The sequence below is a fragment of the Moorena sp. SIO3A2 genome (assembly GCF_010672265.1).
Taxonomy (GTDB): domain Bacteria; phylum Cyanobacteriota; class Cyanobacteriia; order Cyanobacteriales; family Coleofasciculaceae; genus Moorena; species Moorena producens.
The window spans coordinates 34,968-56,891 of record NZ_JAAHHC010000026.1; the positions used below are offsets into that span (position 1 = coordinate 34,968).

18 protein-coding genes and 3 pseudogenes are annotated in these 21,924 nt (G+C 44.5%); 15 read left to right on the top strand and 6 right to left on the bottom strand.

Annotation, left to right across the window (positions count from 1 at the left end):
• Nucleotides 1-52: 52 nt before the first annotated feature.
• From F6K64_RS24695 to F6K64_RS24710, 6 genes and pseudogenes are all read left to right on the top strand, one after another.
• A complete protein-coding gene (locus F6K64_RS24695) occupies nucleotides 53-3,046 on the top strand; it encodes a hypothetical protein (RefSeq protein WP_008188851.1) in 2,994 nt (997 codons plus the stop codon).
• A 438-nt stretch (nucleotides 3,047-3,484) separates the two neighbouring features.
• Nucleotides 3,485-3,976 (top strand): Crp/Fnr family transcriptional regulator, encoded by a 492-nt coding sequence (locus F6K64_RS24700; protein WP_008188849.1) that lies wholly within the window; start codon nucleotides 3,485-3,487, stop codon nucleotides 3,974-3,976.
• A 108-nt stretch (nucleotides 3,977-4,084) separates the two neighbouring features.
• Nucleotides 4,085-6,196 (top strand): annotated as a pseudogene (dnaE, locus tag F6K64_RS39070) (DNA polymerase III subunit alpha); the annotation flags it as partial.
• A gap of 711 nt (nucleotides 6,197-6,907) precedes the next feature.
• A pseudogene (locus F6K64_RS39075) lies at nucleotides 6,908-6,988 on the top strand (hypothetical protein); the annotation flags it as partial.
• Nucleotides 6,986-8,038, top strand: a complete 1,053-nt coding sequence (locus F6K64_RS39080; protein WP_502708067.1) for a hypothetical protein — start codon at nucleotides 6,986-6,988, stop codon at nucleotides 8,036-8,038. The pseudogene F6K64_RS39075 and the gene F6K64_RS39080, both read left to right, overlap by 3 nt.
• 435 nt (nucleotides 8,039-8,473) lie before the next feature.
• A complete protein-coding gene (locus F6K64_RS24710; protein ID WP_008188846.1) occupies nucleotides 8,474-9,127 on the top strand; it encodes a hypothetical protein in 654 nt (217 codons plus the stop codon).
• A gap of 153 nt (nucleotides 9,128-9,280) precedes the next feature.
• Here F6K64_RS24710 and F6K64_RS24715 read toward each other — a convergent pair whose 3' ends face one another.
• Nucleotides 9,281-9,448, bottom strand: coding sequence for a hypothetical protein (locus F6K64_RS24715; RefSeq protein WP_008188845.1), 168 nt, complete (start codon nucleotides 9,446-9,448; stop codon nucleotides 9,281-9,283).
• Between the two features lie 29 nt (nucleotides 9,449-9,477).
• Between F6K64_RS24715 and F6K64_RS24720 the strand changes: the two genes are divergently transcribed.
• Complete coding sequence (locus tag F6K64_RS24720; RefSeq protein WP_154659932.1) at nucleotides 9,478-9,645, top strand: hypothetical protein; 168 nt, start codon at nucleotides 9,478-9,480, stop codon at nucleotides 9,643-9,645.
• Here the strand turns inward: F6K64_RS24720 and F6K64_RS24725 are convergent, their stop codons facing one another.
• The gene (locus F6K64_RS24725) at nucleotides 9,646-9,816 is read right to left on the bottom strand and encodes a hemolysin-type calcium-binding repeat protein (RefSeq protein WP_008188843.1); all 171 of its coding nucleotides are present in this window, start codon (nucleotides 9,814-9,816) and stop codon (nucleotides 9,646-9,648) included. It lies immediately after the preceding gene.
• 36 nt (nucleotides 9,817-9,852) lie between these two features.
• Nucleotides 9,853-9,918, bottom strand: a pseudogene (locus tag F6K64_RS24730) (hypothetical protein); the annotation flags it as partial.
• Nucleotides 9,919-10,088: 170 nt separating this feature from the next.
• Here F6K64_RS24730 and F6K64_RS24735 point away from each other — a divergent pair.
• From F6K64_RS24735 to F6K64_RS24755, 5 genes are all read left to right on the top strand, one after another.
• The gene (locus F6K64_RS24735; protein WP_287266599.1) at nucleotides 10,089-10,670 is read left to right on the top strand and encodes a DUF1997 domain-containing protein; all 582 of its coding nucleotides are present in this window, start codon (nucleotides 10,089-10,091) and stop codon (nucleotides 10,668-10,670) included.
• 36 nt (nucleotides 10,671-10,706) lie between these two features.
• A complete protein-coding gene (locus tag F6K64_RS24740; RefSeq protein WP_287266600.1) occupies nucleotides 10,707-10,862 on the top strand; it encodes a hypothetical protein in 156 nt (51 codons plus the stop codon).
• 49 nt (nucleotides 10,863-10,911) lie between these two features.
• Entirely contained in the window at nucleotides 10,912-11,901 is a 990-nt protein-coding gene (locus tag F6K64_RS24745; protein ID WP_287266602.1) for a Gfo/Idh/MocA family protein, read from the top strand.
• Nucleotides 11,902-11,932: 31 nt separating this feature from the next.
• The gene (locus tag F6K64_RS24750) at nucleotides 11,933-12,160 is read left to right on the top strand and encodes a hypothetical protein (protein WP_131827076.1); all 228 of its coding nucleotides are present in this window, start codon (nucleotides 11,933-11,935) and stop codon (nucleotides 12,158-12,160) included.
• A 291-nt stretch (nucleotides 12,161-12,451) separates the two neighbouring features.
• Nucleotides 12,452-12,655, top strand: coding sequence for a hypothetical protein (locus F6K64_RS24755; RefSeq protein ID WP_044495006.1), 204 nt, complete (start codon nucleotides 12,452-12,454; stop codon nucleotides 12,653-12,655).
• Here F6K64_RS24755 and F6K64_RS24760 read toward each other — a convergent pair.
• Nucleotides 12,650-13,915 carry a GDSL-type esterase/lipase family protein gene (locus F6K64_RS24760; RefSeq protein ID WP_287266603.1) on the bottom strand — a complete coding sequence of 422 codons (1,266 nt, stop codon included), beginning with the start codon at nucleotides 13,913-13,915 and terminating at the stop codon, nucleotides 12,650-12,652. The genes F6K64_RS24755 and F6K64_RS24760 overlap by 6 nt on opposite strands.
• Nucleotides 13,916-14,000: 85 nt before the next feature.
• On the opposite strand from F6K64_RS24760, the gene F6K64_RS24765 reads away from it, so the two are divergent.
• On the top strand, nucleotides 14,001-14,159 hold the full coding sequence (locus F6K64_RS24765; RefSeq protein ID WP_287266605.1) for a hypothetical protein: 159 nt from the start codon (nucleotides 14,001-14,003) through the stop codon (nucleotides 14,157-14,159).
• A 116-nt stretch (nucleotides 14,160-14,275) separates the two neighbouring features.
• Here F6K64_RS24765 and F6K64_RS24770 read toward each other — a convergent pair whose 3' ends face one another.
• Both F6K64_RS24770 and F6K64_RS24775 read right to left on the bottom strand, forming a co-directional pair.
• Nucleotides 14,276-16,192, bottom strand: coding sequence for a phosphatase PAP2 family protein (locus tag F6K64_RS24770; RefSeq protein ID WP_287266607.1), 1,917 nt, complete (start codon nucleotides 16,190-16,192; stop codon nucleotides 14,276-14,278).
• A gap of 300 nt (nucleotides 16,193-16,492) precedes the next feature.
• A complete protein-coding gene (locus F6K64_RS24775; RefSeq protein ID WP_287255330.1) occupies nucleotides 16,493-17,995 on the bottom strand; it encodes a glycosyltransferase in 1,503 nt (500 codons plus the stop codon).
• Between the two features lie 387 nt (nucleotides 17,996-18,382).
• Between F6K64_RS24775 and F6K64_RS24780 the strand changes: the two genes are divergently transcribed.
• Both F6K64_RS24780 and F6K64_RS24785 read left to right on the top strand, forming a co-directional pair.
• On the top strand, nucleotides 18,383-19,726 hold the full coding sequence (locus tag F6K64_RS24780) for an NAD(P)/FAD-dependent oxidoreductase (RefSeq protein ID WP_502708068.1): 1,344 nt from the start codon (nucleotides 18,383-18,385) through the stop codon (nucleotides 19,724-19,726).
• 284 nt (nucleotides 19,727-20,010) lie between these two features.
• Nucleotides 20,011-20,982 carry a homogentisate phytyltransferase gene (locus F6K64_RS24785; RefSeq protein ID WP_008188806.1) on the top strand — a complete coding sequence of 324 codons (972 nt, stop codon included), beginning with the start codon at nucleotides 20,011-20,013 and terminating at the stop codon, nucleotides 20,980-20,982.
• Nucleotides 20,983-21,924 lie beyond the last annotated feature (942 nt).

The following is a 21,924-nucleotide window of genomic DNA, read 5'->3' on the forward strand; positions in this document are numbered from 1 at the left end:
AAAATACCAAGGACTACTGACTGAGGACTAGTGACGAAGGACGAATGACTCTATGAAATTGCCATCTCCGACTCGCCTGAAGGGTTACTGGGTTAGAAAAATCCTAGAGTGGGTGAATCTTCGCCCAGAAGAAGGCGAGCGGACATTGTTGATGTTCGCCTTCCATACCACCACTTCCATGGGACTGCTTTGGTTAGAGTACAGTGCCATTGCCTTGTTTCTAGAGAAATATGGCGCGAAGTGGTTACCGGTGATTTATATTGCTAGTTCCGTGATCTGCTCTGGGCTGGGAGTATTATACTCCTGGTTGCAGAGCATTTTACCCTTGAGGTCAGTCTTGGTAGCGATCGCTATCCTAGCTGCCTTACCCCTGTTAGTGTTCCGCCTAGGCTTGGAGATCGAGTATGGCTATATTACTGTAGTCACCATCTTTCTATTGCGATTGTGGATGGATGCGGTGTACATCCTCAATGACCTTAATTCCCAGGTGACGGCTAATCAGTTATTCAACATTCGGGAAATTAAGCGTACCTACCCCCTAATCTCCAGTGGGCTTTTGGTAGCTGATGTCCTCTCTGGGTTCTCATTACCTCTATTATTGCTGTTAGTGGGACTCAACAATGTGGTGGCTTTTGGGTCTGGCATGATGCTCATCGGAGCACTGACCTTGGTTTATATATGTCAGCACTACCAGCAAGCCTTTCCTAACTCCCCAGCACGACAGTGGGAAGAAATGGAGCCAGACTTTGCTGTGCGTCAGCCGAGTGAATCCCTCAGACGCTATGTCATCCCTTTATTTGCCTTTTTTATCTTAGGGGAAGCCCTGTACCTCCTAATTGAATTTCAGTATATGGGTCAATTGGAGCAAACCCTGGATAGTTCAGCAATTGCTGGTTTTCTGGGTCTATTCAGTGGTACGTTGGGACTTTTTGAACTGGTGACCCAATGGTTTATCTCTAGTCGGGTGATTGATCGCTTTGGTCTTTTCCTAAGCGCTATGGTATTACCTGGTGCTTTATCTGTGATTGGCTTAGTGACCCTAGCTAACATGGCAAGTTGGCTAAAGTTTGATATTGGGTTCTTGCCTAGCTGGATTACAGGGCTATTTATTGGTGTAGTCTTACTCCGATTCGTTGATGAACTATTGCGCTTTACTTTAATTGCTAGTGTTGAACCTGTACTCTTCCAAGCCTTACCGTCAGGGTTACGCTCTGTGGTGCAGACTACTGTGCAAGGGATTGCCAAACCCATGACTACTGGCATTACTGGCATTGGAATTTTAGCCACCATTGGGCTGCTGGATTGGGCTTTCCCCAATTTTGAGCCATTGCGCCATTGGGTGTTTATTCTAATGGTAGTGATTTTTGCCCTATTATGGCTGCTGAGTACCCGGTTGATGCGGGCTAATTATGGTTCATTGCTGCTGATCAATGCTGAGCAAGGACGTTTGGGTTCTGCCAATACCAATTTCCTGGATACTAAGACCCTCTTTGAGGAAGCGGTAAAGCGACTGAAAACTGAGCCGAAGAACCGCTCTGCTTACATTCAACTGTTGTCTCAAATCGCTCCAGAAACAGCGAGTCAGGTTCTTTCTCCCTTGCTGGGAGAAATGTCTACAGATTTGCAGCGCCAGAGTTTAGAGGTGATGTTGCCCTATCCCAACCCAGATTGTCTAGAAGATGTGTCTCGGTTGATTGATCAAAGACCACCAGTAGAAGTCCTGGCCTTAGCATTGCGCTATTTTTGGCTGGCTCAGAAAGACCTGAATATTCGGACAATTAAGCCTTATCTACAACCTGCTGTTGACCCAACCGTAAGAGCTACAGCAGCTGCTTTAATTATGGGTCGGGGTACACCAAAAGAGAAATTTGAAGCCGTCAAAACCCTGCGGCGGATGCTCACCTCAAAAAAAGAGCAAGAACGGTTGATGGGTACCCGAGCTTTGGCAGAGATGGATTACTTGGAATCCTTGGTAGTTTATATTGATGACCTGTTAAGGGATAAGTCATTAAAGGTACGGTGTGCTTGTTTAGAGGTGATTGCTGCTAAACGATTTGAAAAGTACTATCCGTCTTTAGTCAAGGCACTTTACTACACATCTACCCGCAATGCTGCTCGTAGAGCGTTGGTCAAGCAAGGGGATGAAGCCATTGCTTTATTGAGGGTTTTGTCTGAAGATATTCATAAGCCAGACCCAGTAAGGCGGCAAGCTTGGATGGCTCTCGGTGAGATTGGCAGACTCCAGGCTATAACTCAGAAGGGTACTCCTGAAGCTATGAAGCATTTGGTGCAACAGTTGATGAGTAGTTGGGGGACAACCCGTCGTAATATTCTCACGATCCTGCTGAAGATTCCAGGGGAGGTTGGAATTGAAGCGGTGATGAACGAGTTAGGGCGTAGGGTCGTAGAAGCCTTAATTGAGCAAGAATTGATGTTTTTGGGTCAAATTTATGGCGCACTGCTGGATTTGACCTCAAAGAAAATAGCTGGACTGGAGGCAGATTTGCTGCGGCAGGGGCTTAATGATCTTCAACAAGATCTGGTGGAGGTGTGTTTCTTACTGATGAAGTTTCTTTATCCATCGAGTGCCATCAAAGCAGCTGAGTTTAATCTAGCATCCCATTCTCGGTCAAACATTGCCCTAGGGTTAGAAATTTTGGATAATACCCTAGATATTCCTAATAAGAAAGCATTTTTGTCAATTTTAGACCGGCGTTCTCTGAAAGAAAAATTAGCTGCCCTCGTGGATTTAGTGCCTTATCAACCCATGAGTGTAAGCGATCGCTTACGTCGGTTAATCGAGTTACGACATTTTATGTCAGATTGGCCCCTAGCGTGTTGTTTTCATGTGGCCAGAGCAGCACACTGCTCTCTAGCACCAGCAGCGGCTATGAGTTGCTTACGTCATCCTACCGGTTTTGTGCGGGAAGCGGTTGTGGCTTATCTCAAAGAGATGTCACCTCGTGCTTGTGCAGAGTTGTTGCCAGTGCTTAGGAATGACCCAGATCCCTTGGTAGCTGCTCAAGCACAAGAGATTATCGGATAGTTTGATCAGTATAGTTGCCTATTGTTTGTAAACTTTGCTGGCATCATCTCTAATTTATCATGGCAGTGGACAGTAGAGCTAGGGGTGAAATAATGTCTGAAAGTAAGCATTCAGCCATCAGCGTGTCGCGTATCAGCGTGTCGCGTATCAGCTATCAGCCATTGACCTGTGGCCACGCTACTTGAGGTGGGAAGAGCTTTTGAATAAAATAAGCTGACCGCACCTCAATTAGCGTGAGTTTTTAGCTCACCGCTGACCCCTGAATACTTACGTCTGAAATTACCACAGTACAGTGGTTGAATCTTAATTAGAGCTCTAGGTCTAGTGAGCCATTAACTATAAACAATTAGCGAAACAACTATCGGTATGGGTTAAACTTGTAGTTTACTACAGGACGGCTATTCGCTAGCAGCCAACCGCTAACCCAACCGCTAACCAATGTTATCTAGCATTGATCGTTTAATTTTTATCAGGGGTGTCCCAATTTTTCACGAATTGCGGGACGATTTTCTGATGCGACTAGCCTCTGTGATGGACGAGCTAGACTTTCCTTCTAACCATACCATCTTTGCTCAAGGGGAAGAGGGTAGGGAACTTTATATTGTAGTCTCAGGTTTGGTAAGAGTTCACATTGGTGAGCGGAATTTGGCACAGTTCAAGCAAGGAGCCTGCTTTGGGGAGATGTCCTTGTTTGATGCAGAACCTCGTTCCGCTTCTGTGACCACCATCGAACCTTGCCATTGTTTGATGTTGACACAGCTACAACTCTATGATGCCATTGATGAGACACCAGAATTTGCAATTAAGATTATTCGTATGCTGTCCCGCCGTATTCGGGAACTTAACAGCAATTTGAATACTAATCAGGTTAAAAATCCACCATTGGATGTGAGAAGGGTTGGAAGTCGTTTAACGGATTTCCGTGCTTAAGATAAGTCCTAGTTTTTTGGTACTAGTTTCTTTTGGTACTAGACGTGGATCGTAGGTTCGTTAATCATTAAAATAATCAGCAACATCGGTTTATAATTAACAGTAACTATGTCTTTTGTTGGTCTACACATTCACAGTGATTATAGCCTACTGGATGGAGCATCTCAGCTACCAGCACTGATCGATCGAGCTGTTGATTTGGGAATGCCTGCGATCGCACTGACAGATCATGGTGTGATGTATGGTGCTATTGAACTGATTAAAGTTTGCCTAAAAAAGGGCATTAAGCCGATAATCGGTAACGAAATGTATGTGATAAACGGGGATATTGAGGTCAATAAGCGTTACCGAAAATATCATCAAGTTGTCTTAGCAAAAGATACCCAAGGCTACAAAAACTTAGTAAAACTAACAACTATTTCTCACCTCAAAGGGATGCCAGGTAAAGGTATTTTTGCTCGTCCCTGTATCAATAAAGAATTACTGGAGCAATATCACGAAGGGTTAATTGTAACCAGTGCTTGTTTGGGGGGCGAAGTTCCCCAAGCTATCCTAAAAGGTGACTTAGATCAAGCCCGTAAAGTAGCTAAGTGGTACCAAGATGTTTTTGGGGATGATTACTATTTAGAGATTCAAGACCACGGCTCTGTAGAAGACAGAGTGGTTAATGTTGCGATTGTCAAGATTGCCAGTGAATTAGGAATTAAAATTGTTGCGACTAATGACTCCCACTTTATCTCCTGCTATGACGTAGAAGCCCATGACGCTTTGCTGTGTATTCAAACCGCTAAACTGGTTACAGAAGAGAAACGGATGCGCTATAGTGGCACGGAGTATCTCAAGTCAGCAGAGGAAATGAAACGGCTGTTTCGAGATCATTTACCGTCGCAGGTGATAGAGGATGCGATCGCAAATACCTTAGAAGTGGCCGATAAAGTCAAGCACTACAATATTATGGGGGAACCTCGCATCCCACACTACAAGGTATCCAAGGATTATACCCCTGACACCTATTTAGAAGAAATTACCTGGAACGGACTGATGAAGCGGCTAAAGTGTCGCTCTCGTAGTGAAATTGATCCAGTGTATAAAGCCCGGCTGGAGTATGAGTTAAAAATGCTCCAGCAGATGGGGTTTTCTACCTACTTTTTAGTGGTTTGGGACTACATCAAATATGCCAGAGACAATGATATTCCCGTTGGTCCGGGTCGTGGTTCAGCAGCAGGCTCTCTAGTGGCTTATGCCCTAGAAATTACCAACATTGATCCTGTACATCATGGGCTACTGTTCGAGCGCTTTCTAAATCCAGAGCGGAAATCCATGCCAGATATTGACACAGATTTCTGCATTGAAAGACGGGATGAGGTGATTAAATATGTCACCAATCTCTATGGTGAAGACCGAGTAGCCCAGATTATTACATTTAACCGCATGACCTCTAAAGCGGTATTAAAAGATGTAGCGAGAGTGTTAGGAATTGCCTACCAAGAATCGAATCGTATGGCTAAGATGATTCCAGTGGCGCGAGGTAAGCCAGCCAAACTCTCAGTCATGATTTCTGATCAGACACCAACACCAGAGTTTAAAGAAGCTTACGATCAAGATCCGGAAGTGCGTCGTTGGGTGGATATGGCGATTCGGATTGAAGGGACAAATAAAACCTTTGGTGTCCATGCTGCTGGTGTGGTTATTTCAGCAGACCCCTTAGATGAAATTGTGCCATTACAACTGAATAATGATGGTGCAGTGATCACCCAGTATTTTATGGAAGACCTGGAATCTCTGGGACTCCTGAAAATGGATTTTTTAGGACTAAAGAACTTAACCACTATTCAGAAAACCAAAGAGTTAGTTAAAAAGACTCAAAATATTGAACTCGATTTAGATGATATTCCCCTAGAGGAAATTAAATCTAGGAAAATTTTAGCCAAGGGTGAACAGAAGAAAAAACCCCCAGGTGTTCAAGAAACTTACGAGCTCCTAGAGAAAGGCCAGTTAGAAGGAGTATTCCAATTAGAATCTTCCGGAATGCGTCAGGTGGTGCGAGACCTGAAACCTGACAGTATTGAAGATATATCTTCAATTTTAGCTCTTTATCGCCCTGGTCCTCTGGATGCTGGTCTGATTCCTCAGTTTATTAATCGTAAACATGGTCGAGAAAAAGTAGAGTATCAACATCCTCTATTAGAGCCTATTTTACAGGAGACTTATGGAATTCTATGTTTACCGAAAGGTACCTTAATTGATAAGCCCGATGGTTCTTATGTGCCCATTGAAGAAATTAAATCTGGCGACCTAGTATTAACCTCTGATGGTAAACGAGTTTGGCCAGCAAGGGTAGCCAAGCAATGGCGCAGTGGTGTTAAAGACATTCTGAAAATTACCCTATCTAGTGGTACAGTCATCTATTCCAGTAAAAACCATCGCTTTCTAACACCAGATGGAGACAAATTTGCCTATGAGCTGAAACCAGTAAACCCGGTTGTTAATAATGCTCATAGTTTGGGTTCTGAAGTTTATGAAAAATATCCCGGAGCGAGCAACAGTTTAGACCCGGTGGTGCGTTACGGGACGGGCTGTTCCAAAGCTGGCTACGAGGCGGAAAATCAGGGCGAGCCCGTCCCTAACGCACCCTACGCCACATTTACTAGACCGAATTTACAGCTAGACCCGGTGGTGGGTTACGGGACGGGCTGTCCCAAAGCTGGCTACGAGGCGGAAAATGACGGCGAGCCCGTCCCTAACGCACCCTACGGAACTCTACAGGCAACCCTATCTAGACCGAAAGAGTCACAGTACAAGACTTGGGATGTTCGGATAGTTTATGTTACCGCTGTAGAAGAGAGTGGGCAACAAGAGTGTTTTGATCTACAAATGGAGGAACAATCTTCCCCATACTTTCTGGCTCATGGCGTAGTAGTTCATAACTGCTTTCAGGAAAGCATCATGCGGATGGCCCAGGATTTGGCCGGTTATTCTCTAGGTCAAGCGGATTTACTGAGGCGATGTTTGAGTGGATCAACTGAGATAGTGGATCCAGCAACCGGTCGTTTAGTTTCCCTGAGGGAGATTGCTTATAAATCTAGTTACTGGTTGGGACGAAAGGTTTTTTCTCTGGATTTAAAGACCCAAAAAATTACCCAACGACCAATTATCGAAATTCATCCTAATGGGATTCGTGATGTTTGGGAGATTACTACCAAAACTAACCGCAACATTCGCGCTACGGATGATCATCTTTTCTACACGAGTCTGGGATGGAAGCCTCTCAAAGAGTTTACCATAGGAAGCCCGATCGGTTTAGCGAAAACATTACCAATTCCCTACAGTCGTGAACTGTCGAATAGTAAAGTTAAGGTAACTGCTGAGATCATTGGTGATGGAGATTTTTCTATAAAACCTCTAGCTTCTAGCTATCCAACTCTGAAAGGGGAAAATTTACCTAGGGCTTTTCAGAATCAAGCCTTGATGGGGATTACTGACTCAGATATTTTCTGGGATGAGATTGTTGAGCTGAAGTATCTTGGCCAAGAGGATGTTTTTGATTTAAGTATTGCTGAAACTCATAACTTTCTTGCCAATGACTTTATTGCTCACAATTGCATGGGTAAGAAGAAAGTGGCTGAGATGCAGAAGCATCGGGAGATTTTTATCGATGGTTCAACCAAAAATGGCGTGACTCAAGACATAGCTGAGGAGTTATTTGACCAAATGATTAAATTTGCCGAATATTGTCTCAGCTATGATACGGAGATTATCACAGTAGAGTATGGTCCAATAGCGATTGGTGAGATTGTCGAAAAAGGTATCCCATGTACTGTTTATAGCGTTGATAGTAATGGCTATGTCTATACCCAACCTATTGCTCAGTGGCATAACCGGGGAGAGCAAGAGGTGTTTGAATATACTCTAGACGATGGCTCAGTGATTCGAGCTACAAAAGATCATAAGTTTATGACGATTGATGGTCAAATGCTGCCGATTGATGAGATATTTGAGGGAGGGTTGGAGTTGAAACAGTTAGCAGAATTGCCTTTAGGGTTAATTGAGCAAGCTAGTTAATTTTTATGTATTTTTGTTAAGTTAATAACCGCATAATAACGCTTTCAGATATTAAGAAATAATTCGCCAACAGCATCTTGACCTCAACCCAACCCGGATTTTGTATAATTTATGCATAAGAGGTTGTCTGAGAAGTCTCATTTGCTACATCCAAGCCCCCTAAATCCCCCAATTTTGGGGGACTTTTAGCAGCAAATATTCTTGTTCCCGCCATAATTGGGGGGCTAGGGCGTGTTTTCAAAGTTTTCGGCAAGATTATGATCCCCCCCAGCCCCCCTTAAAAAAGGGGGGAGCCATACTCAAAGTCCCCCTTTTTTAAGGGGGATTTAGGGGGATCTCCGAGTTTGAAGACACGCCCTAGGGGGGCAAAATTCAGTATAAAAAAACTTTTCAGATATCCTCTAAATGTCACAAACTAAACATTAAGAGATAAAAATGCTTAAATTAGTTAATAATGGATGGAATATCAATTTTTTTTTGATGGCTACATCCTTACTCACACTTTTATCTTCTCAACCTGCCTTTGCTAATCAGGCATGTTCTACTGTTGATTTTAATGGTTCGGCTGCCAAGCTTCGTTATAGGAATGTACAAGGTGATGCAAGTAGCAGGACAATTTCCCAATCTAATTCAGTTAGAGGTTGGAGTTATAAAGGTCGTCTAGCTAGTTACGTTATATTCAACGGTAGTAAATCAGTTGTCATTGTAGAGGAATTTAATCCAGACACAGGACAATTCGGTCGTAAACTAGCGACTATTAATATTTCAAATAGTGATAGCATTCGCGGATGGGATTGGGATGAGGAAAAAGGAATAGCCTCATTTTTATTAGTAAATAGCTCAGGTACTTTCGTAGCTGTAGAAAAGTTTGGTCTATCAGGATTCGGTTCTCGAATAGCAACAGTAAAACTTTCTAATAGCGCTTTAAGTAAATTGGGTTCTTCTTGGACATGGGATGGTACCTTGGCTGAATACACTTTAAATGGTAGAACTAAAGTCGAATATTTTGATGGTGATTCTTGGGGTTCTCAACTTCCTAACAAGAGCTCATTTGTTGGGAATAATATAGTTGGAAGAAGTTGTTACTAAGAATGTAAACATTCAGCTTATGCGCAATGCGCATTGGCGCACGCTACGCGAACGGCGCACCCTAGGCGAAAGGGAACAGCCTGCATAGGTAAGCATTCGTTTAATCTCTATTACAGAAAGCTGATGGCTGATAGCTGAATGCTTAGATAACTACTAACTATTAATACTTAAAATCACATCGTTACCGCCACCACCGAGAATATCATCACCATCTCTCTCATCTAAGTAGTCGGACAAAAGTAAAATTAACTGTTGAAATAGGGAGCTGGGAGCAGGGAGCTGGGAGCAGGGAGCAGACGGACTTTTGGCAACTTTACACAAGTTAATACAGCGATGCAGAGGTGCGACCCGTGGCGAATTTAATTACGGGTCAAACGCACCATTACGGTCTTGGGGAGGCAGCGCGGTCTTGGGGAGGCAGCGCGGTCTTGGGGGTTTCCCCCATGAGCGACTGCCGTGGTCTCCCCCATGAGCGCTTTGCATCAAGAAGTGAGGTTGATTTTTGTCCAGGTACTTAGCTAATTCTGATCTTCTGTTGTAGAGGAAGAAGAAATTCCAGTGGCGATAATATTAGCGTTGATAGTAATAGCTAATTGTCCGTAAAGACTATCATTGCCACTACCACCAATTAGTCTATCATCTCCACGTCCACCTGCGATCGCATCATTACCTGCATTGCCGTTAAGCAAATCGTTGCCATTTTTGCCATCAATTAGATCATTACCATCCCCACTGTTGAGGGTATCGTTACCATCCCCACCGGTCAGAGTATCAGTAACGGTTGAGGGAATGGAGAAAGGGGAAAAAGACGATTAGAAATCTATAGAAAAATCTCTAGAAAATAAAAAAAGTACTCTCTGGAGTAACATGCTCCGGTAAAATGAAAACTATAATACCAAAACTGAAGAATTGTAAAGTAATATTAAGTAAAGGCATACATCGATTGAGTGTTTTTTCCTCTATGACCACCCAGTTTTTTGCTTCCCAGCGTGTCGAAATGACTGTGCCACAGGAATCTGTGCCGATTCAGCACTACTTGCGTCAGCCGGAACGGATAGTTTATGCGATCGCAGACCTGAATCGCATCCAACAACTGACTCAGAAGCGTTTTCGCCTGAAAATGAATCCATTACACTTTATGTCCTTGACATTTCAGCCCACGGTAGATCTGGAAGTGTGGGCAGAATCTGACGCTACCGTTCATCTGAGGTCTGTCGGTTGTAAAATTCTGGGATTGGACTATATAAATCAACGGTTTGCCCTAGAATTAACCGGAAAACTGCATCCTTGGGACGATCAAGGAGTGACTAAGCTCACCGGCAGAGCGGATTTAACTGTCAAGGTTGATGTGCCCTTACCTTTTTCCCTTACTCCCAAGCCAATCTTAGAAACCACTGGCAATGGTTTGCTCAAAAGCGTTTTGGTCAGGATTAAGCAAACATTGATGCACCAGCTGTTGTTGGATTATCGTCAATGGGCTCGCAATGGCACCCAGACAAATATTTATAGTCAGCACCAAGCACCAGGAGCTCCCGCCACCTAATCTAGCCATCATTGTCGGAGTGGTCAGGGTGGAAAGATGGGGAGATGGGGAGATGGGAAGTATGGTAAGTGTCGTGGGAATTTTTGCCTAATTCCAATCTCTTGCCTCTTGCCTCTTGCCTCTTGCCTCTTGCCTCTTGCCTCTTGCCTCTTGCCTCTTGCCTCTTGCCTCTTGCCTCTTGCCTTTGCTTAAGGGAGTATGTTCAAAATAACCCTTAACCCTTAACCCTTGATATTTCCTTGTGACAAAAACTATTACTGATCTCCCCATTAAAGCTGGTATTGTTGGTACTGGGTTTGCGGCTAAGCTCCGAGCTCAGACATTGCAAGCGGATTCGCGATCGCATTTAGTGGCGGTCTGTGGTCATACCCCTGCCAAAACACAAGATTTTGCTGAAACCCACGGCACTACAGTGGTGGATTCCTGGCAGCAATTGGTAGAACACCCGGAGCTTGATCTAGTATTTATTAGCACGATTAATCGGGATCATGGCACAATTGCCCGTGCTGCCCTTAATGCCGGGAAACATGTTGTCACTGAATATCCCCTTTCCCTTGACCCCAAAGATGCCGAATCCCTGATTACCCTAGCCAACGCTAAGGGCAAGCTCCTCCATGTAGAACATATTGAGCTTTTAGGGGGCTTGCATCAAGCCTTGCGCCAATCTTTGCCCAAAATTGGTGAACCGGTTTATGCCCGTTACGTAACTATTGCGCCGAAACACCCTGCACCCCGGGGCTGGACATTCAATCTGGAACTATTTGGCTTTCCCTTCATTGCTGCTCTTTCTCGCATTCACCGCTTTACAGACTTGTTTGGTGAAGTCGCTTCTGTGTATTGTCAATCCCAATTTTGGGATGCTGCTGATCAGTACTTTACTGCTTGTCTATGTAATGCCCAACTGCGCTTTACTTGTGGTCTAATCGCAGATATTACCTATGGTAAAGGGGAAATGTTCTGGCAGAGGTTACGGAATTTTGAGGTGCATGGAAACCAAGGCACACTGCTGTTTGAGGGAGACCAAGGTAATCTGATTAAGGCAGAGGAAACCAAACCAATTGAAGTAGCAGGGCGACGGGGTTTGTTTCTTAAAGATACCGCTATGGTAATTGACCATCTAGTTAAAGGAACACCCCTGTATGTCTCGACCGTAGATAGTTGTTATACTCTCAAGGTTGCAGATGCATTACGTGAGTCCGCAGCTACAGGTCATGCGATCGCTTTAATTTAGTTTTAAGCTATCAGCTATCAGCTATCAGCTAATGCGCACACTAGTTGAGGTACTATCAGCTATCAGCTATCAGCTATCAGCTATCAGCTATCAGCTTTGGGCCTGTGGCGACGCTACTTTAGGTGCTTATGGGCTACGGGAAAGTCCCAGCGTCGTTCGCACAGCGTGGCCAAACGCGCACGCGTGGCCGAAAGGCCAAGGCCAAAGCCTGTGCCACGCTAAGCGAATGGCTCACGGCTGTTCGCGTAGCTTGAGCTAAAAGCTCACGGCTGACCGCTGAATGCTGACTGCTGAATGCTTACATTTATCATTTGGTAAAATTTATCGTCAACATTTTATACCATAAAATTGACAACGACGTTGTATAAATTACCTAAAGTATATAAATCTTAACAAATATTTTAAACTTCATTACAAAATCAGATATGCCCTTGGCATACCATGATATCTTCTGTAAGATACATCGAGTCGGGTTTCCTATGGGCTGATTGGACACGCAGCTTTCCCGCTCTCGAACTACCTAATGGTAAAGTTAGACAAGGAGGACACTTTGGATTTGCATTCTACTCAACCCCACAATGATCATGGTTGTGAAGGCATTAGCGATTATGTCGCCGAGCTTCAGTTTCACATGGCACTCCACGCCCGAAAATTAGTTCCTAACCTCACTACAGCAGCAGATAGTAGAGAGCAACTATTGCAGCAAACCCAAGCTAATTGTGAGAAACTGGCCTCCCGACAATCCCGTTCATAGAGATGAAGCCCTAGCGCGATTTGCAGCAATCAACGATTCTGTATACTGTAGCGCCTCTTGCCAAACCTGATAGCCAAGAGGCGTTAAATGTATGCCATCAGTTGTCAAGTTGTGCTGCATCTGACCTTTACTATCAGTAAACAACTTGTGAAGATTGAGATAGGCTGCTCCTTCTTGTTGAGCAATCTGAGCAATTTGTTGATTAAGATTACGAATGCGCTGATTAGAAATAGCAGTAGCTCGTGTCGGTAAAATCGACTGGATAATCAGTTGAGCTTGTGGGTGATTTTGCCGCAATTGACGGGTAATCTGGCGCAGATTATTGACAATAACTTGGTCGGTTTTCCCCTGACGCAAATCATTGATACCTGCCATCACATAAATTGTATCAGGACGAGTCTGGGAAAATGCCGATAATCGACTCAAAATTTGACTGGTATTCTCACCAGAAATGCCTTGATTGAGCCAAAGTTGATATTTAGGTAATCCCTGTGCCGGTAACCACAAACTTAGGGAATCTCCCACTACCATAGACAGACGATTGTTACCCTGTCCGTAGGCAACAGCTCTGGCTTCCTGTGCCAAGAGTTGTTTCCATTGCTGATAGGTAGGTTTGCTCAGAGGGACTCCTTTGTGATTTAATCCCTTTGCCCAAAACGATGAGAAACTATGAGCAGGTAAGCGAGTATAAAGTTTGCCAGCTCTGAGGGCAGCTAATCGTTGATAATACAGTTCCGTTCCCGACTTTGGTGAAGGAGTAGCAGGTCGATAGTTGGGTAAACTTTGCCGATACTTTACACCAAGTTTCGCCCCCCTAGCCCCCCAACTTTGCGGTGCGACCCGTGGCGAATTTAATTCGCCAACGGAAAGCGCACCGGAGGGGGAAATTGAGTTAAAGTCCCCCAGAATTGGGGGATTTAGGGGGCTTGCAGCTAAAGGTAGTGAGGTCAATTCATCTGAAAACGGCTGTAACAATTTAGCAGGGCTACGTTTCTGCCATTGACTACTAAATTGACTACTAAATTGAGGAGAGGAGGTTTCGACAGTGGTTTCTACAGTAGGGACAATCTTTTGACTAACCCGAGCCTGCAATGCTTTCTTAGCTGTTGACACTAACAGGGTTGAGAGGCGATCTGAGGGATTGGCAGGTAGGGGTGGTGGTGGTGGAGCAGACATTGCTCCTCCAGTGAGTAAAGTTGTTGTTAACAGATATAAATTGCTCATAATTTGCCCACTTTCCTCTCTATACTCTTTTGACATCAAACAATCGAGGAAATCCGGACAACTTTAAAGCACTTCTAATATAATGTCAGCATAATGGCGTTGCGTCAGTCTTTGAATGAATATGAGTAGAGTGGGCATCCTGCCCGCCCGGAAATATATTGAAACTGGCAAGATGCCAGTTCCACGCAAGATGCCCATTCCACAGGTGCGACCCGTGGCGAATTTAATTCGCCAAGTAAGAGCGCACCTAAGCAAGATGCCCATTCCACCTCACTCTTAAAATCATTCCATTATTCAGCAACGCCAACATAATTACCCTTAATCAAATCTCCCCATCTCCCCATCTCCTTAATGATGGGTATTCAACTTAATACCCATCATTAAGGAAGGGATAGCTCAACGCGCACCGATCCGAATCACATCTCCATCGAAGGTTGGGAGTGACAGCACAAAGGGATCAGTGGAATAGGTCAATGCCTGTTCTTCCAGAATACCGATGGCAATTTCTTCACCCATGCGCAAACTATCATAGTAGTCAGTAAAATAGTGAACCCCAGCCATATTGCGACCAATAGAAATATTGGCAGCGAGTTTGTTCAACTCACCCTCCAGAGTCAAAAAATCCCTCGTACGCTCTGAAACAAGTCTCGCCTCACCTTTCCTGTAAGCAGATGGATCAGGGGCACGGAACACAATAGCCTGATCTTTGGGGCTATAGCGTTTAAATCTGATCTGTGTCCTTGCTTGTCCCGGTTTTGGGTTTTTGACTGGTGTTTCTACTAAAACTGCACTAGTATCAAAGAATGCCTTAAGCATGGTCACACATGCCCCAGCAACAGCGGCATGTCCTGCACCATAGGCAGGGTGCATGGGAGACCCTTCAGGAAATGCCATTGGTAGTAGATAATTCTGTGAGCTAGAGCCATTTTGATTGGCTAGTTCCAAAATCGACTTGAGAGTACCGTTGCTTTCTAGTTCACGTTCAAACCTTCTAATGTACTTGATTAATGCTCTGGGTACACTAGCTTTAGCTTGATTAGGTAGCTCTTGAAATCGCCGTAATAGTTCAATCCGGGCTGCCAATGCCTCTGGTCGCAGGCGAATATGGTTATTGAACTTCTGGAAGCGGACAGCTTTGAGTGCTCGTGTGGCGACTTCAGTAACCAAAGTTAAGATGTGTGGACCGCCATAGAGGGCAAAACCACCAGCATTGCGACGGGTTGCTGGATTAGCTGCTGCCACACCACCCCCAGAAAGATGATCAAAAACGGGATCGAAGGGTGTTTGCATCCCCAGGAGAATGATGCAAGCGTTGAGATAGGGTTCATAAAGAGCGTCGTAATGAACATAGGTGGCTAAATCCCGGGGAGTGGAGATAAATCGACGAGCTGGACGATCTGGTAGCTTAGGGTTTTGATCATTCTCTAAAACATAGGTTTCTCTGTCTTGCTTAATTCCACGCTGAACCAAGACATAGTCTTCCATGTTGGTCATGTAATCTTGGCAGGGTGTTGCAATGGGAACCTTTTGATCAATTTGCAAAGCACCATAGGTAATTTTCCCCTCTGCAACGTTGCCACCACCATTGAGATCAACATTACCTATCAGTAGAAACTGAGAGAGATAGGGGCCGACTTCCACTCCTGGAGAAGAGCCTCGGAATACATTTTGCTCATCAAGCTTGCCTCTGGAATTTACCTTCCGAGGTCGTCCAGTTTGGTTGCGAATATAGTCGAGGGCATTGAGACGATTGATTGAACTCTCGATTTTGCTATTCGCTCCTCTTTTCTCAAAGTCATTGAGGGGCTGATCCCGCAGTATGGCTAATTCGTAGACCTCTGCTATCTCAAAAATTAGCTCTGGGTTAGCCTTACCGCTAGCATCCATTAACGGTGGTGCTGGAGGCATGGTAACCGCTTGTGGATCGGGTCCGTTTAGCTCAAAGACAACCCCTGCAGTTGGTGCTTGCCATTGTCTAAATTGCTCAAGCAGATCAGGGTTAGTCTCAGGTTTAATAGTGTAGTCTTGACCTGTAAATACTACCTCAAATTTGGCACCATGACGTACCCGATCAGAGAAGGGATCAATAAAGCCATCGTCCACTGCACGGCGAAACTCCACAAAATCCTGTGGGTCTTGTAGTAGCCCTGTATCAGGATTGTGAGGTAGCCCTTTGGTAAAGGACATAAAATACTGATCATCAGCATGTCGCTGTTCATCCCCATTGGCTTTATGGGTAGGATAGTCACGACTTCTGGCTAGTTTTGCAGCGTCAAGGCGAATGTCAAAAGACTTCTCTGAACGATTTGCCATGAGAATCTCCTTAGGGAAAAGAATTTTGATATGTTTTTAAGATGTCTATTCAAATCTAAAAAGTAATTTATGACTCTGACAGTACCCACAAGGGTACTTTTTTCAGGAAAAAAAATCGGTTGGTTTGTAAGGATTTAGCCGTTGGCCGTAGGCCACGCTACTTGAGGTGCTGTCAGCCGTCAGCCGTCAGCCGTCAGCCACAGGCTCACGCTAGGCGAACAGCTTAAAATAAACCTCTGCCCTTGAGAATTTTATAGTTCGAGATTAATGAGAATGAAAGTCTTGGAAAAAGCCCTACAACTAATCCTTAACAAAATACCAGTAGCTCAATTCTTCCAAAGCAATATCATTCTCTGGCTGTGGAGCACGGAAATAGGAATGGATCGGAATTAACTCAGCAACAGGATGTGCTGATGGTTCAGAAATAATCTGTTTGATTCGGCTCAAGTAGTTTAAAGCGGTGCTATCCCAGGTGTAATATTTCAAAACATACTGCTGACAACGTTTCTGTAACCTTTGCCACAGTTTTTGATCACAAAGTATTTCCCTGATTCCTCTAGCAATATCTGCTGGATCATTGGGATCGACTAACATACCATAGTCTTCATCCCCTACTTTTAGACTTTCACCGACACCACTATTTTTTGTCACTACTATCGGTAATCCAGCCGCTGCTGCTTCTAAAGGAGCAAGACCAAAGGGTTCAAACAGGGAGGTAAGAGTAAACACCGAACCACGCTGAGCAAAATACCGATAGGAGGCGGCTAATGCTGGTTGATCGGGTACTGAGAAAGCACTAATTTTACCCCACAAATTTTTTTCTCGTACTACTTCCCGGATGGGACCGATTACTAGTTTTTCGGTCTGTTGATCCTGGACTTTTTCTTGCAAGGGGTTATCCAATCCACCAGTAATCAGCACCACATTGGCTTTCTCTTGGACTATCACATCGTCAGCAAATGCTTGCACTAAACCTAGGAGGTTTTTCTTGGGATCTAAACGGCTGGATGCCAAGATAGCTGGTAGATTGCGCCGTGACTCACTGATATCCCGGCGCAATCGCTGTTCAATCAGTTGATAAGTCGCTTGTTCATTATGAGCGATCGCATCGGAACCAAAAACAGAAGCATTCACTCCCGGTGCAATCACGGCAAATCGATGATCATCTTCTACATCCACTGCTCCACGATAAGCATGATGACTGTACTGTTGGAACCGCTCTTGTGCGGTATTAGTAATATTGAGGGCTGAGTGGTTCATGCTCAACCGTTCGGCTAGGATCCGGTATCGGAAATTGTAATAGTGATCAATTTCCGCCAGATTCTCTGGAGTGACGTGGAGTTTATCCATTTTTTGAGCCCCTAGGGAATGACCTGTGAAAGTAAAAGGGATCCCGGTCTGTTGCTCAATCAGCACTCCACACAGTCCCCCATCACTATAGTGGGTAGTCATGATATCAGGGAATCGACCTTCCTCTCGATAAAACTCCAGGATGTTTGGTACCCAGTCTTGGACGAGATAGGGCCATAACAACTCCTTGCGCAGGAACTCTTGTAGTCCGGCTGGCAATCGGATAATCCGAAGGTTGTCTACACTCCCATAGCAATCAAATGTCTCGGCAAATTCTGGCCAATCCGGATCAATGATGTGGCGGGTGAGAATATCTACTTGGTGACCTTGTTTTGCGATCGCATCTGCCACTTGCCTGACATAAACCAACTGACCACCGAAATCGGGATGTTCGCTAATGTAGCTATTTTTATGGTCAAAATTACCGTGAGGGTTGAGAAATCCAATGTGCATCACACTGACTCGAATAAAAACAAACTGTTACCAAACCCTGACAATTCCTAGGATTGACAATCCGGGTTGAGCTTGTTTTGGGGCTCTTATGTTAATTAAAAATTAAACTTATAATTATATTATGAAATTGGGTGGTTTTCACGACACATTTAATAGTTTTTAATGTTAACTTATATTAAGAAGCCTCGGGAAAGACGAGATCTGTTGCATAAATAGCCAACAACAGGGTGATAACTACGATAGTTTAGTTACCTCCTAAAAACTGACTTTTACAAAAGGTCTACGGTTAAGACAGGGACGTTATTCGTAATCAATCGTAAACAAAATCAATCGTAAATAAATTCAGGAGAGGTAAGACATTCTATGGTTAGTTCTATGGTTGGTTCTATGGTTAGTGAAGCAAAGACCACTACTCCTCACCATGTGGTCATTATTGGTGGCGGATTTGGTGGACTCTATGCTGCTCAGGCTCTGAGAAAGGCACCAGTGAAAGTAACTCTAATCGATAAACGGAACTTTCATTTGTTCCAGCCCCTACTCTACCAAGTGGCTACCGGGGGCTTATCCGCTGGTGATATTTCCTCACCCCTGCGGGCAATCCTGAGTCACCAGAAAAATACTCAAGTGCTGATGGGGAAAGTAATTGGTCTTGACCCGAACCAGAAAACCGTTCAACTAGCAGACAAAGAAATATCTTACGACTCCTTGATCGTGGCGACTGGCGTTAGCCACCACTACTTCGGTAATGATCAATGGGCAAAAGACGCTCCTGGTTTGAAAACCATTGAAGATGCCCTAGACATTAGACGTCGGATTTATTCTGCCTTTGAAGCAGCAGAAAAAGAAACTGACCCCGAGAAACGTCGCGCTTGGTTGACCTTTGTGTTGGTAGGAGGCGGACCAACTGGAGTGGAATTAGCCGGGGCTATGGCAGAGTTGGCTTACGACACCTTAAAAAATGACTTCCGCGATATTGATACCTCCGAAGCGAGGATTTTGCTCTTGGAAGGGATGGATCGGATTTTGCCTCCTTACCCACCGGAGTTATCAGTAAAAGCTCAAAATTCTTTGGAACGGTTAGGGGTGACAGTACAGACAAAGACTCTAGTTACTAATATTGATAATGATATAGTTACCATGCGTCAAGGAGAGCAGGTAGAGGAAATTAACGCCAAAACTGTTCTGTGGGCAGCAGGGATGAAAGCATCTGCCATGGGCAAGGCGCTAGCAAACGCTACTGGTATCGAGCTAGACCGGGCTGGACGGGTGATAGTACAACCGGATATGAGCTTGGCCGGACATCCGGATATTTTTGTGATTGGTGATTTGGCGAATTTCTCTCATCAAACCGGTAAGCCCCTACCAGGAGTTGCGCCAGTGGCGATGCAACAAGGCAAGTATGTATCTACTCTGATTCAGAAGCGCCTTAAGGAGGAGACAGTACCGGATTTCCATTACCAGGATTATGGCAATTTAGCGGTGATTGGACGGAATGCCGCAGTAGTGGATTTGGGGTTTGTTAAGTTCTCTGGTTTCCCCGCTTGGCTGGCCTGGATTTTTATCCACATCTTCTTCCTGATTGAGTTTGATAACAAGTTGCTGGTAATGATTCAGTGGGCATGGCATTACCTTACCTTTAAGCGCGGGGTTCGTTTAATTACCAACCTTGAGGAAGAACCAGCAGGGAATTTCGAGGAGAGAAGAGATTATCGGACGCCGGTACAGGTGTAGAGCTTTAGGGATTAGGGATTTAGGTAAGCTATCAGCTATCAGCATTCAGCTATCAGCATTCAGCCATTAGCTATCAGCTTATGCGCTACGCGCACGCTACGCGAACAGCCATTGGCCTACGGCCAAGCTACATCGAACAGCTTTTGAATAAAATAAGCTGACGGCTGACGGCTGACCGCTGACCGCTGACCGCTGAATGCTTACGTATTAAGAACCCTTACACTAAGTTTAAGTAGTAAAACCATTAACCTAAACTTTAATCCCTAATACCATTAACCTGATCCATGAGTCAGATTTCCTCTAAAACATCTACTCCTCCCTCGATTAATCTATTGGAGCAACCAGCCGCTTGGCTGTACAGTTTCTGGAAATTTTCTCGTCCCCATACGATTATTGGGACGAGTTTAAGTATTTTTGCCCTCTATCCCATTGCCGTGTCCATGACTAACAGTGGTTGGACTTGGCAAGGGTTCGGTCAACTGTTGGGAGCTTGGATTGCTTGTTTGTGCGGTAATGTCTATATCGTAGGACTAAATCAAGTCCACGATGTGGAGATTGACCAGATTAATAAACCCCATCTTCCCATTGCTGCAGGGGAGTTTTCTCTGCAACAAGGTCAGGGGATTGTGGCGATAACTGGTATCCTAGCGCTACTGTTTGCTTGGTTATTGGGACCGTGGTTGTTGTTGATGGTCAGTATTAGTTTGGCAATTGGTACAAGCTATTCCTTGCCACCGATCCGGCTGAAGCGGTTTCCCTTTTGGGCAGCGCTATGTATTTTTTCAGTACGGGGAGCAATCGTTAATGTAGGTCTGTTTTTACACTTTAGTTGGGCATTGCAACAGGGACAAGTGATGATGCCCACCGCAGCAGTGTGGGCATTGACCTGGTTTATCTTAGTCTTTACCGTTGCGATCGCAATATTCAAAGATGTCCCAGATATCGATGGGGATAAGCTTTTCAATATCACTACCTTTACCATCCGCCTCGGTAAATTGGCGGTATTTAATATCGCACGGGGAGTAATTACTGCTTGCTATCTCGCCATGGTGCTAGCTAGTGTGCTGCTCCTCGGTTCAGTAAATATCCTCTTCTTGGTAGGGACCCATCTGGTAGCATTAGCAGTAATGTGGTGGCGCTCTTACCAGGTAGACTTGGAGGATAAAAATGCGATCGCTAGTTTTTATCAGTTTATCTGGAAACTCTTTTTCCTGGAATATTTGATTTTTCCAGCGGCTTGTCTCTTAAGACTATAGGGTTTCTCAATCAATCGAATCAACAGCCCGTCAGCCGTCAGCCGTCAGCCGTCAGCTTATTTTATTCAAAAGCACCTCTGCATCAAGACAGCGTGCCCGTAGTGCATAAGCTGATAGCTGATAGCACCTCAAGTAGCGTGCGCGTAGCGCTTAAGCTGACCGCTGATAGCTGACCGCTGATAGCTGATAGCTGATAGCTGATAGCTGATAGCTGAATACTTACAAAAAAATAGCCGTAGAAATACTATCCACGGCTATTTAAACTCCACAATAAGTCCGTTGAAATTGTTATATAGCAGTCGCCAGCGATGCAGAGGTGCGACCCGTGGCGAATTTAATTCGCCAACGGAAAGCGCACCATTACGGTCTTGGGGGTTTCCCCCATGAGCGACTGCATCAAGACAGGGCAGTTAGGACATTACAAAAGTCTCAAAGCTAAGTAAGCGCAAGAGTTTTACTTTTGACTTCTGACTTCTGACTTCTGACTTCTGCTATGTCACTCAGTTACTAAACCTAACCTGATGTGATCCTATTTAAGCAGACCGGAACCTTTGACTGGGGGGAAAACCCCCCAGAAATTCAAGGTGTTATGGCAACAACCAATACTTGTTTAGTGTAGTTATCACTTCGCCTGGAACCTCAGTCGGCTCCAGAGGAGTCCATTCGCAAATCTCCGCATACCCTAGGGCATACATGGTTTGCATACTATAAATTACTGCTTCCCGAGACCCTTTCAAAGTGTGCTTAGCAGGTTGTTTTTTGAAGTTTTTAGTAAATCCTTATCGCATAAGTTAATAATTGAACTCATTGTGGTCATTTAATGATTATTGTAATGATTATAATTATGATTGTCAAGGGTTTAAAAAACTTTTTTTTGGAATTTTTAGGATTAATAAAAAACAGCAATATTCTGAAAATGATGCTACGCAAACGCTAATTTTT